The 11,033-nt window shown below is 57.6% G+C and carries 12 protein-coding genes and 1 tRNA gene; 7 read left to right on the top strand and 6 right to left on the bottom strand.

Annotated elements, in window-relative coordinates:
• Positions 1-66 precede the first annotated feature (66 nt).
• Entirely contained in the window at positions 67-381 is a 315-nt protein-coding gene (locus ACWFTY_RS04555; RefSeq protein WP_447526207.1) for a hypothetical protein, read from the top strand.
• A 2-nt stretch (positions 382-383) separates the two neighbouring features.
• A complete protein-coding gene (locus ACWFTY_RS04550; protein ID WP_447526206.1) occupies positions 384-671 on the top strand; it encodes a DCL family protein in 288 nt (95 codons plus the stop codon).
• A 316-nt stretch (positions 672-987) separates the two neighbouring features.
• Here ACWFTY_RS04550 and ACWFTY_RS04545 read toward each other — a convergent pair.
• A tRNA-Thr gene (locus ACWFTY_RS04545) sits at positions 988-1,062 on the bottom strand.
• A gap of 130 nt (positions 1,063-1,192) precedes the next feature.
• On the opposite strand from ACWFTY_RS04545, the gene ACWFTY_RS04540 reads away from it, so the two are divergent.
• Entirely contained in the window at positions 1,193-1,345 is a 153-nt protein-coding gene (locus ACWFTY_RS04540) for a hypothetical protein (protein WP_447526205.1), read from the top strand.
• A gap of 9 nt (positions 1,346-1,354) precedes the next feature.
• Here the strand turns inward: ACWFTY_RS04540 and ACWFTY_RS04535 are convergent, their stop codons facing one another.
• Together ACWFTY_RS04535 and ACWFTY_RS04530 are read right to left on the bottom strand one after the other, a co-directional pair.
• Positions 1,355-1,846 carry an acyl-CoA thioesterase gene (locus ACWFTY_RS04535; protein WP_447526204.1) on the bottom strand — a complete coding sequence of 164 codons (492 nt, stop codon included), beginning with the start codon at positions 1,844-1,846 and terminating at the stop codon, positions 1,355-1,357.
• 58 nt (positions 1,847-1,904) lie between these two features.
• Positions 1,905-3,686 (bottom strand): aminopeptidase P family protein, encoded by a 1,782-nt coding sequence (locus tag ACWFTY_RS04530; RefSeq protein WP_447526942.1) that lies wholly within the window; start codon positions 3,684-3,686, stop codon positions 1,905-1,907.
• Between the two features lie 101 nt (positions 3,687-3,787).
• Between ACWFTY_RS04530 and ACWFTY_RS04525 the strand changes: the two genes are divergently transcribed.
• Both ACWFTY_RS04525 and ACWFTY_RS04520 read left to right on the top strand, forming a co-directional pair.
• Positions 3,788-5,854, top strand: coding sequence for a S9 family peptidase (locus ACWFTY_RS04525; protein WP_447526203.1), 2,067 nt, complete (start codon positions 3,788-3,790; stop codon positions 5,852-5,854).
• The gene (locus tag ACWFTY_RS04520; RefSeq protein ID WP_447526202.1) at positions 5,851-6,258 is read left to right on the top strand and encodes an acyl-CoA thioesterase; all 408 of its coding nucleotides are present in this window, start codon (positions 5,851-5,853) and stop codon (positions 6,256-6,258) included. The genes ACWFTY_RS04525 and ACWFTY_RS04520 overlap by 4 nt, the downstream gene beginning before the upstream one ends.
• Here ACWFTY_RS04520 and ACWFTY_RS04515 read toward each other — a convergent pair.
• From ACWFTY_RS04515 to hemC, 3 genes are read right to left on the bottom strand one after another with little or no spacing between them, the layout of a single operon-like run.
• Positions 6,255-7,223 (bottom strand): mitofilin family membrane protein, encoded by a 969-nt coding sequence (locus ACWFTY_RS04515; RefSeq protein ID WP_447526201.1) that lies wholly within the window; start codon positions 7,221-7,223, stop codon positions 6,255-6,257. The two genes, ACWFTY_RS04520 and ACWFTY_RS04515, sit on opposite strands and share 4 nt — an antisense overlap.
• 45 nt (positions 7,224-7,268) lie before the next feature.
• Entirely contained in the window at positions 7,269-7,955 is a 687-nt protein-coding gene (locus tag ACWFTY_RS04510) for a uroporphyrinogen-III synthase (protein WP_447526200.1), read from the bottom strand.
• On the bottom strand, positions 7,952-8,905 hold the full coding sequence (gene hemC / locus ACWFTY_RS04505) for a hydroxymethylbilane synthase (RefSeq protein ID WP_447526199.1): 954 nt from the start codon (positions 8,903-8,905) through the stop codon (positions 7,952-7,954). The genes ACWFTY_RS04510 and hemC overlap by 4 nt, the downstream gene beginning before the upstream one ends.
• Before the next feature lie 44 nt (positions 8,906-8,949).
• Between hemC and tsaD the strand changes: the two genes are divergently transcribed.
• Together tsaD and ACWFTY_RS04495 are read left to right on the top strand one after the other, a co-directional pair.
• On the top strand, positions 8,950-9,984 hold the full coding sequence (gene tsaD / locus ACWFTY_RS04500) for a tRNA (adenosine(37)-N6)-threonylcarbamoyltransferase complex transferase subunit TsaD (RefSeq protein ID WP_447526198.1): 1,035 nt from the start codon (positions 8,950-8,952) through the stop codon (positions 9,982-9,984).
• Positions 9,981-10,973: an NAD(P)H-dependent glycerol-3-phosphate dehydrogenase gene (locus ACWFTY_RS04495; protein ID WP_447526197.1), complete on the top strand. Its 993-nt coding sequence runs from the start codon at positions 9,981-9,983 to the stop codon at positions 10,971-10,973. Before tsaD ends, ACWFTY_RS04495 begins: the two co-directional genes overlap by 4 nt.
• The last annotated feature ends 60 nt before the right edge of the window (positions 10,974-11,033 follow it).

Raw genomic sequence — 11,033 nt, 5'->3', positions numbered from 1 at the left:
TCAGCTTCTGAGCCAATTCAACTCGGGTTTCAAAGGCTTTGCTTCCAATTTGATACATACATCAAATTGGAAGCAAAGCCTTTGAAACATCACCTAATGGAAATTGGAAGGTCTGATCTGATCGATGATGATTTCGATATTGGCGTAGCGCCCGAATTTGGTGTATCAAGCAAGACATTGCTTTCTCTTATAGAACTTGGCCTTTCTAGAATGTCTGCTGTTGAACTCTATAAGAAGATTGCTCAAGATGACTTAGACAGAGCTGGCTGTGTTACTTGGATTAGACGTTACGCGCCCTTTTTTGAGGGCATGAATATTCCTAACCTCATCAGAAAAGAGATTTTAGACAAGGTCGCACTGGAAAATGAAGCTGGAAAATAGTTATGCCTGCAAAACCTGTTACAATTGGTGAGCACCACCTCGCCAAAAAGGGAGATGCAGTAGCATTTTTCCAAGAGATTCTTTATCGGTATGATCTCGGCGATAAAGTCTCGACCGATGACGAAGCGATCTTGAGACTACTCATAGACCGCCACCCCGACGCGGCGAGAAAAATCGACGTGGGCATAGCCAGTTTTAGTGTTCGTTCTGGCGATTTCGGCACTCGGTGTTTTTGGATTAATCGCATTAATAACACCACAGAAAAGATTTCATTCAGGGCGTGCCTATAGCCTGCGCGTTCTCTAGGTACTGGGCGGTCTTCCGGGATCGAAAATAGAAATTTACTGATAGATAGGACTGAACTCCCGACCTAGTCGATCCGAAACACTCGGTTATGGCAACAACTGGGAAGAAACCGCATAGCTGAAACCTAGTAAGCTCCCACGACCGCATGGCGTAAGACCCCTGCATCGCTTCAACCACCATCAGTGCGCTGACAACCATGAAATGGGTTGTTTTCCCAAGGCACCACCCACGCCATACCCAAGCGCGTTCCCACGCTAGAGCACTCCCCGTAGGGAATTGATTTCCACTAAGCTGAACAAATGGTGCTGCTAGAGAGAATTGAACTCTCGACCTCGTCATTACCAATGACGCGCTCTACCACTGAGCTACAGCAGCCGACCATTTTGAAGCGTCGGCGATAGCCGCCCTATCGGGCGGTTTCGACCGAACCGAGGCGCTAAGACCAAATGCTTGCGATCTTGTCAAGCGGAGTTGCGTTTTTCACGGGATAATGCAATCAGGCGCCATGCCAAAACCCCAGTCCAAATCAGAAAAATTACGCAAGGAAGCGGAGAAAGCCGAGCGATTAGCTGCTCAGCTTCGCGCCAATCTGCGCCTCCGCAAGGCACAGGCGAAGGAAATGGTTCCCGGCGATACCGAGGGCAAGCAGCAATCCTAAGATCAGGTCCTAGGCGTTAACCACTGCCCGCTCCGGCTTGATAATCTCGAAATCGCTGACCGCCTCGATAAATTTTGCAGATACCGGCGCGACCTGTTCGGTTGCCGGATCAAACCAGACATAGGTCAGCTTGACCACATTGAGCAATTCTTCCCCGCGCAAAATATACACCAGCAACGTATAGCTGGTCCGGCCGAACCGCGTGATTCGCACCGCGATGTCGAGCAAATCATCGGCCTTTGCTGACGCACGATAATCGACGTCGGCATGGCGCACCCAGTTGTCGCCGCCAAAATGGCGCGTGAAACTACCGAGCATATCGTTTTCGTCCCGCGGCCGGTCTGCCGCTACTAGCGCCCGCATATATTCGGTCATGCCGACATCGGCAAAGGCCAGATAATGGGCGTTGAAGACGATGCCCTGCAAATCGCATTCGGCATAGCGCACGCGCAACGGGGTGATCAGGCGAAAGCCGTCGCGGGGGTTTTTCTGTTCTGTCATGGCGCTGGCTCTTTCCCCAGCACCGTCTGGCTGTCAACCGGCTTTGCAATCAACGCGTTCAGAGCGGCGCGGTTTGGGCCTCCAGCCATTCCAGCGCATCGCATTGCAGCTGCGGCGCAATCACCGCACGCACCTTGGCATGATAGTCATCGACCCACTGGCGCTGGCTTTGCGACAACATATCGACCTCGATCAGCTTGCGCTCGAGCGGCGCGAAGGTCAGCGTCTCGAAGCCGAGCATGGTCTGCTCGCCGCCTTTGATCTCCCGCTCCTCGACGAGGAACAGATTCTCGATCCGGATGCCGAATTCACCAGCCTTGTAATAGCCAGGTTCGTTGGACAGGATCATGCCCGGCTGCAGCGGCTCGTTCAGGCCACTGGAGCTGGATATCCGCTGCGGTCCTTCGTGCACCGAAAGATAACTGCCGACGCCGTGGCCGGTGCCGTGGCCATAGTCCACGCCATCGGCCCAGAGATATTGACGGGCCAAAATGTCGAGCTGCCCGCCGGTCGTGCCTTTGGTAAATATCGCCTGATCGAGGGCAATATGGCCTTGTAGGACCTGCGTATAGCGCTTGCGCATTTCTGCGGTCGGTTCACCAACCGCAACCACGCGCGTCACATCGGTGGTGCCGTCGAGATATTGCCCGCCGCTGTCGACGAGATAGAGAGAATTCATCGCGACCGGCTGGTTGGTTTCTTCGTTCACGCTATAATGCGGCAGTGCGCCATGATCGCCCGCGGCAGAAATCGTGTTGAAGGACAAATCCTTCAGTTCCGGACTTTCATCGCGAAACTTGCGCAACCGGGCAGCAGCCGACAATTCATCCAGGGCGCCCTTTGGCGCTTCCTGTGCCATCCAGTGCAGGAATTTGGTCAACGCCGCTCCGTCACGCTTCTGCGCGGCCTTATGGCCGTTGATTTCGGCTTCATTCTTGATCGCCTTGGCAAGAATGGTCGGATCGCGATCCTTGACGATTGTGGCTCCAGCCTTATCGAGCGCTTCGAAAATGGCGGCAACCGAACGTTCGGGATCAACCGCAACGGTTTTGCCAGCCAGATCAGACAAGGCGTCGGCCAGTTCGTCATAATCGCGAATCTCGACATGATTGCCAAGATGTTCGCGCACCGCGTCGGTCAGCTTTTCCGGCGCGACAAACAGGGTCGCAGTTTCGTCTGCTCGAACAATTGCATAAGCCAAAGCTACCGGCGTATTCGCGATATCCTTGCCGCGGACGTTGAAGAACCAAGCAACCGAATCCAGCGCGGCGATGACCGTGGCATCATAGCACTTGTCGTTGAGCCATGTCGCGACATCCGCTCTTTTGTCCCGCGCCGATTTTCCGGCATATTGATCGCTATGGACCGCCAGCTTGTCCGGCGAGCGTTGCGGCTGGTCTTCCCAGACCGCATCGACCGGATTATTTTGCACGGCAACCAGTTCCGCGCCGGTCTTGGTCAGCGCCTTGCCGGCCGTATCCGCCCATTCGCGGGTGTGTAGCCAGCCGTCATAACCGATTTTCGAGCCTTTCGGGGCATTGGCGGCGAGCCATTCGTGCGGCTTCTGATCCGCTACATTGACATATTCATAGAGATTTCCGTCGACCTGGTCACGGACCTGGACGACATAGCGGCCGTCGATAAACATCGCCGCCTTGTCTTTCAGCACGATAGCTGAACCAGCCGAACCGCCGAAGCCGGTGAGCCAAGCGAGCCTTTGCGCATATTCGCCGACATATTCGCTCATATGCTCGTCACAGATCGGCACGACAAAGCCGTCGAGGCCGACTTTTTGCATTTGTTCCCGTAACGCTTTGAGACGGGCTTCATAGGTAGACATCAACATCGCCGAGCAAACTCCTTGAATAAGCTTATAGTGCAACACATAGGGGTTCCGGGCCCCATTCGCCACCTAAATCCGGCCGGAGATATATAGAGAATATGACCAAAAACCTGACTCGTGCGCCATTTGCAGAACAGCGTCCTCACAGCTACGAGCGGCACGGATATGTCGTCAACGATCCGTGGCACTGGCTGAAAGATGCGCGATATCCGGTTGTCGAGGACGAGGATGTGCTCGCCTATCTCAAGGCCGAGAATCAGTGGTTCGAACAGAATATGGCGGATCGCAAGCCGCTGACCCAGTCGCTGTTTCAGGAGATGAAGGCGCGGATCAAGGAAGACGATAGCTCGGTGCCGCAAAAGGACGGCGACTGGCTCTACTGGAGCAAGTTCGAGGAAGGCATGCAATATCGCCAGCATTGGCGCAAAGCGGTATCGGGCGGCGAAGACCAGCTGATGCTGGACGAGAATGTGTTGGCGGAAGGAAAGGAATATTTCCGGCTCGGCGCAGCATCTGTGTCGCCAGATGGCCGCTTGCTGGCTTATGCCTATGATGACAACGGATCGGAACGGTTCGAAGCGCGGGTCAAGGATCTGTCCAGCGGAGAACTGCTGCCCGACATCATCCCCGGCACCCTCTCGAGCCTGGTCTGGTCCGCCGACTCAACAATGCTGCTCTACGGTCTCGCCAATGAACAATGGCGGACCGATAATGCCCGGCTGCATGCTCTGGGAACCGATATCGCCGATGATGTCGAGCTGTATCACGAAGATGACGAGGGCTTCCGCGTCGGCATTGGCCTGACCCATTCGGAAAAATACATCGCCATCTCGACCGGCGATCACGAGACCAGCGAAATACGGCTGGTGCCGACCGACAATCCGCTCGCCGAACCGATACTGGTATCGGCGCGCCAGACCGGCCGCGAATATGACGTCGAGGAACATAACGGCACTCTTTATATCCTGACCAACGATGACCATGTGAATTTCCGGCTAGCCACAGCGCCGGTTGCCGACCCTGAAAACTGGACAACATTGATCGCCGGATCGGACGAATTTTATCTCACGGATGTCTGCACCTTCAAGAATTTCTATGTAACCGAAGGTCGTGAAAACGGCCTCGATCAGATTGAAATCCGTTCCTATGGCGATCCCGCCAAGGTCGAGCGTATCGCCTTTCCCGAGGCCAGTTATAGCGGCGGACTGGACGACAATCCCGAATATGATGTCGACAAGCTGCGGCTCGGCTATGATTCGATGGTCACGCCGGGCACGGTCTTTGACTATCACCTCAACGACAAATCGCTCGAAACGCTCAAGGTGCAGGAAATCCCGTCCGGCTATGACGCCAGTCAATATGTCACTGAACGGCTGATGATCGAGGTCCGCGACGGGACGATGGTCCCGGTGTCGCTCGTCTATCGCAAGGATACCAAAATCGACGGCAGCGCGCCGCTGCATCTCTATTCTTATGGTGCCTATGGCTATGCCGTTCCGCCAAGCTTCTCGACGACGCGGCTCAGTCTGGTCGATCGGGGCTTCGTCTATGCCATTGCCCATATCCGCGGTGGCGACGATCTGGGCCGCAACTGGTATCTCGACGGCAAGCTGACCAAGCGGACCAACACGTTCAACGATTTTGTCGATGTCGCAAAGGGCCTGATTGCCAAGGACTATACGAGCACGGGCCGGATCACCGCTTCGGGCGGCTCCGCTGGCGGCGAGTTGATGGGCGCGATCGTCAACAGTGACCCCGAACTATGGGGCGCCGTCGTGGCCCATGTGCCCTTCGTCGATGTGCTCAACACGATGCAGGACGAAAGCCTGCCGCTGACCCCCGGGGAATGGCCGGAATGGGGCAATCCGGTCACCGACAAGGCGGCCTTTGAGTATATCCGCAGCTATTCGCCTTATGATCAGGTCAGCGCGCAGGCTTATCCGCCGATGCTGATTACCGGCGGGCTCAATGATCCACGCGTCACCTACTGGGAGCCGGCCAAATGGACTGCCAAGCTGCGTGCGACCAAGACCGATGATAATATATTGCTGCTCAAGACGAATATGGGCGCTGGCCATGGCGGCAAGTCGGGGCGCTGGAATGCTCTGGAAGAAACGGCAGAAGAATTCGCCTTCATCCTCTGGCAAATGGGGATGGCGGAGTGAACCCACCGGAAACGGCCTTCGCTCTCTCAATCACCGCTCAACCCGACGACATAGACGAACTCGGTCATGTCAATAACGCGGTCTGGGTGCGCTGGATTCAGGATATGGCGACAGCGCACTGGAATGCGATCGCACCGAAAGAAGCCATCGAACAATATATCTGGGTAGTGACCCGCCACGAGATCGATTATCGCGGCAACGTCGGGGTCGGCGAGACAGTGACCGGACAAACCTGGATTTCCGAGCCGCCGAAGGGCGCGCGTTTTTGGCGCAATGTCAGTTTCACCGGAGCCGATGGCAAGATCAAGGTCGCTGCGAAAACCAACTGGGCGATTATCGATCGGGCAAGCGGACGACCCGTTCGCGTTCCCGCTGATCTCGCGGAACTGTTCCTGAGAAATTAGGGCGCCGGTATCGCGGTCGAAGGCGCAAGAGGTGAAGGCTGGTCCACTCGTTCCCCTTCCGCCGTACGCAATTGCTGCGGCTCGAGTATCGCAGCGGTTTCAATCACGTCCAGCGCGCGCCTGGCCTCGTTATAGCGCCGGGCCTTTTCCATCCATTGCAAGGATTCCTCATCCTTTTCGACTCCGGACAATTTCTCGATTTCCGCAATGGCGGCATCGACATTACCGGTTTCGACGTAGCGTTTCGCACGGATCAAGCGCTGTTGCGGCGCCGGGGATGGTGTACCTTCCCGGCGGATCACGAATAGTTCGGACAGTTCCCGCTGGAAATCCGCCCAGAAGCCCGCACCGCTCGAACCGGTCATCAGCGCCGGGCCCAGTTCGTCCAGTCCTGATGACAGCTCTTCCAGCGTCACCGGCTGGCGGGAGGCGTTGATAATAGTCGTCACCGCCTTGGGCTGCGCATCGCCGAAACGAAGCCGCAATTGGGGATCGATATAGCCAAGCGGAGATCCGCGATCGAGCGCACGACGCGCGGCAAAGGCGATCAGCAGACCCTCGGCCCGGGCAGCATTGCCCGAAGCGGCCTGCGCCTGCACATTGATCCGCGACAAACGATCTTCGAGGTCGGCAACGCGCACAGCAAGCGCGCGCTCCAGATCGGGTGTCAAGGTTGCTGCCGGACTGGCTCCTGCTGACTGTGCAGGCGTCGGCAAGACGCTACCGTCGGCATCGATACGGTTGGCAAGCGCGGTTGCCGGATCAGGCTTTGCTTTTGTGCCATCGCCAATGGCAACTGCAGCAGCTTCCGTGTCCGAAGTGCTGTCGAACGGATTGTAGCGGGACAAAATCCATCCGGTCAGAATCGCCCCTCCGATAAAGGCCACCACCATCAAAATCAGTACATTACGCGTCAAATTGCTCTTGCCAGTCGACGGCGAAAGCCTTTCATAATCGCGGCTCATTCCGGTTTTCCTTCCCGGCCCGGCCTCATGGCGAACCAAATAATCTCATTCACTCTGGCATAGTCGGGTCGCCAGAGACAGTAAAGACTCGTCGTCCGGATGGTCCGCCACCTGTATGCTCTTCCATCCCTGTCCTGCCGCTGCAGCTACTTTCGCGGAAAAGGCCACCACATGATGTTGGCCTCGCATTATGTGCAAGCGGTCAAGTTCGGTCACCAGATGCTTTGCCGCGCGGGCCGAGTGGAGCAGGATAACCGTTTCCGCTTCCAGACAAGCCGCGGTCTTCTGGCCTAACGCGATTGCTCGCGAGCGGTACACCGGAACGATATCGAGTTGCCGCTCGCCGGGATCGAGCAAACTATGCTGCTCGCCCGCCAGCCACAATATGCTTCGATATCGATCCGTCTCCAACTGGTTGAGAAGCTGCTGGCCACTGGAATCTCCGGTTTCCGCTATATGGAATCCGGCATTTTCTGCGACCCGGGCCGTTGCTTGACCGACCGTCAGAACCGGCAGCGGTTTATAGACATCCAGCTGGTCTCCGCCATAGGTCACTGCATTGGCACTGGTCAGCAGCAAGGCATCAAAATCCCCCGCCGCCGGGCCAGACCATATGATCGGCTCGACGATGAACAGTGGATCGACAACGGCCTGCAATCCCAGCCCCTTCGCCCGCCGCTCGGTCTGCAGCGCGCCTTCGAGTGGCCGGAGGATCAGCAGCGGCAGCGTCATCGGCCAAATACGGCCTTCAGCTCCGCGCTTGCCTGACCCAGCAGCTTGTCGGCCAATATGCCGGGGGCGGAAACATCGCCGGTATCGAAGCTGGACGTTGCTTCGACATGTTCCGATCCGTCGGGCAGCAATATCTCTGCCCGTAGATGAATGGTCGACCCTTCGATCGTTGCCAGCGCCGCAACCGGGCTATGACAATCTGCGGTCAATTGTTTCAGGAAAAGACGTTCGGCAATGACCGCACGAAATGTGTTGGTCGAAGATATTGCGTGCATCAGTTTGCGGACATGCGGGTCGTCGGATCGCGCCTCGACGCCGATCGCGCCCTGCGCTGGCGCGGGCAACATGATCTCGTCGGAGATATCACTTCCGACATCCTCCATATCTAGGCGTTTCAGACCGGCTGCGGCGAGCAGGGTCGCATCATATTCACCATCTTCGATTTTCTGCAGCCGGGACTGCACATTGCCCCGGATCAGCCGGATGTCGAGATCGGGTCTCTGCCGCAAAAGCTGGGCCTTGCGGCGTGGCGAAGCGGTCCCGACAATGGCTCGATTGGCCAGCGCGTCAATCGACTCCGCTCCGATCAGCCGGTCATGGATATCGGCCCGCTCCAGCATCGCCGCGAGAATGAATTCCTCCGGCCGGATGGTTTCGACATCCTTCATGCTGTGAACCGAACAGTCGATTTCGCCATTACCGAGCGCGTGATCCAGTTCCTTGGTCCACAATGCCTTGCCACCGACGTCAGCCAGCGCACGATCCAATATCTTGTCGCCGCTGGCGACCATCGGCACCAGTTCGACCTGATCGGGTCGCCAGCCATGGATGGATAGTAACGCATTGGCGGTCATTTGTGCCTGCGCCATCGCCAGCGGGGATTGGCGCGTACCGATACGCAATGGCCGGTCCAGACCGGCGAGAATCTCTTTTTTGGCGTTCTTGCTCATGATAGCGCTTGTCCTAATAGCTTGAGCGCCTAAGTAAAAGCGTCATGAGCCTGATCTTGGGAATTGAATCCAGCTGCGACGAAACGGCAGCCGCGCTAGTCACGTCTGATCGAGAGATTCTGGCGCACAAACTGGCTGGGCAGGAAGCAGCTCATGCTCCCTATGGCGGCGTTGTTCCGGAAATTGCCGCGCGTGCCCATGCCGAAATTCTGACGCCGCTGATCGCAGCGGCGCTGGACGAAGCAGGAAAATCGCTCGACGAAGTCGATGCGATCGCCGCCACCGCAGGCCCCGGCCTGATCGGCGGGGTGATGGTTGGCCTAGTCACCGGCAAGGCGCTGGCGATGGCCGCGGGCAAGCCGCTGATCGCCGTCAACCATCTGGAAGGCCATGCGCTGTCCCCGCGATTGGTCAATCCGGATCTGGCCTTTCCCTATCTGCTGATGCTGGTGTCCGGCGGGCATTGCCAGATATTGCGCGTCGAGGGCGTTGGTCAATATCGGCGGCTGGCAACCACGATTGATGATGCGGCGGGTGAAGCATTCGACAAGACCGCAAAAATATTGGGTCTCGGCTATCCGGGTGGCCCGAGAGTCGAGGCCTTTGCCCGGCAGGGTGATCCAGAGGCGGTTCCCCTGCCCCGTCCCCTGATCAAATCGAAAGAACCGCATTTCTCTTTCGCCGGGCTCAAAAGCGCGGTGGTGCGCGCCCACCAAAATGGCGCGCATAGACCCGAAGACATAGCCGCCTCCTTCCAACACGCTGTGGTCGATTGCCTTCGCGACCGGCTGGAAAAAGCGATTCGCGATCATGGCAGTTGCGCCCATCTGGTCGTTGCGGGGGGTGTTGCGGCCAACACGCCGATCCGCGCGATGCTCGAACAAGTCGCGGGGGAGCATAACATGGCGTTCACCGCTCCGCCGCAATGGTTGTGCACCGACAATGCCGCGATGATAGCCTGGGCCGGTGCCGAGCGATTCGCAGCGGGCCTGACCGATTCACTCGATTTTGTAGCCCGGCCACGCTGGCCGCTGGACCCGACTGCTGAAAAAGCGCGCGGTGCGGGGGTTAAAGCATGACTGCTGCTGCAAAAATAGGCGTCATCGGCGCGGGAGCCTGGGGCACGGCACTGGCGCAGGTCCTGTCCGAAGGACAAGACGAACTGCTGCTATGGGCACGCGAACCGGAAGTTATCGACCAGATCAACCGGGCCCACGAGAATGTGTCCTTTCTCCCAGGCCATCGGCTCCGCAACAACATATGCGCAACGCAGGATTTAGACGCAATAGCAGCCTGCGATGTGCTGTTGCTGGTCACACCGGCGCAACATCTACGCGCCACCCTGCAGACTCTGCCCGATTCCGACGCTGCGCTGATCATGTGCTGCAAGGGGATCGAGGCGCGCAGCCGGTTACTGTTAAGCGAGGTTGCCAAGATCGTGCGACCGGAAAATGACCTCGCAGTCCTGTCCGGCCCGACCTTCGCCCATGAAGTGGCGAAAGGCCTGCCGACTGCCCTGACGCTGGCTTGCGAAAGCGAAGCCCTGTGGGAACGGCTCAATCCCCTGATCGCCAAACCAAGCTTCCGGCCCTATTATTCCGACGATGTTGTCGGCGCGGAAATCGGCGGTGCGGTGAAAAATGTCCTTGCGATTGGCTGCGGCGTGGTCGACGGGGCCGGCCTTGGTCAAAATGCCCGTGCATCCCTGATCAGCCGCGGCTTTGCAGAAATGCTCCGCTACGGCGCCGCCCGCGGTGCGCGAGCGGATACGCTCGCCGGCCTGTGCGGTCTCGGCGATCTCGTGCTGACCTGTTCTTCAACCAGTTCGCGCAATTTTTCGCTCGGCAAGGGATTGGGAGAAGGCCAGTCGGCCGAAACATTATTGTCCGACCGGACCACGGTCGCCGAAGGTGCCTCCACAGCTCCTGTTCTGCAGCAGGATGCCAAAGCACGCCAGGTCGACATGCCCATTGTCGACGCTGTTTGCGCGTTGCTGGCTGGCGAGGCTGATGTTCAGTCTGTGGTCACCCAACTCATGAAAAGGCCGCTGGTTTCTGAACGCAGATAGACCAGCGAGCCATGATGATGACAAAATTCCGAAACTGCTATAGACAGCTATCCCTGAAGC

Source organism: Parasphingorhabdus sp. NYA22 (assembly GCF_976973735.1).
The sequence above is the reverse complement of the archived record's forward strand: the minus strand, read 5'-3'. Positions and strand labels throughout refer to the sequence as shown.

Coding starts and splice junctions, on each gene's coding strand:
- ACWFTY_RS04530 (WP_447526942.1), bottom strand. CDS start 3,686: ATGTCTACCTATGAAGCCCGTCTCAAAGCGTTACGGGAACAAATGCAA.
- ACWFTY_RS04510 (WP_447526200.1), bottom strand. CDS start 7,955: ATGACGCTGCCGCTGCTGATCCTCCGGCCACTCGAAGGCGCGCTGCAG.
- ACWFTY_RS04515 (WP_447526201.1), bottom strand. CDS start 7,223: ATGAGCCGCGATTATGAAAGGCTTTCGCCGTCGACTGGCAAGAGCAAT.
- ACWFTY_RS04540 (WP_447526205.1), top strand. CDS start 1,193: ATGCCAAAACCCCAGTCCAAATCAGAAAAATTACGCAAGGAAGCGGAG.
- hemC (WP_447526199.1), bottom strand. CDS start 8,905: ATGAGCAAGAACGCCAAAAAAGAGATTCTCGCCGGTCTGGACCGGCCA.
- ACWFTY_RS04525 (WP_447526203.1), top strand. CDS start 3,788: ATGACCAAAAACCTGACTCGTGCGCCATTTGCAGAACAGCGTCCTCAC.
- tsaD (WP_447526198.1), top strand. CDS start 8,950: ATGAGCCTGATCTTGGGAATTGAATCCAGCTGCGACGAAACGGCAGCC.
- ACWFTY_RS04550 (WP_447526206.1), top strand. CDS start 384: ATGCCTGCAAAACCTGTTACAATTGGTGAGCACCACCTCGCCAAAAAG.
- ACWFTY_RS04535 (WP_447526204.1), bottom strand. CDS start 1,846: ATGACAGAACAGAAAAACCCCCGCGACGGCTTTCGCCTGATCACCCCG.
- ACWFTY_RS04495 (WP_447526197.1), top strand. CDS start 9,981: ATGACTGCTGCTGCAAAAATAGGCGTCATCGGCGCGGGAGCCTGGGGC.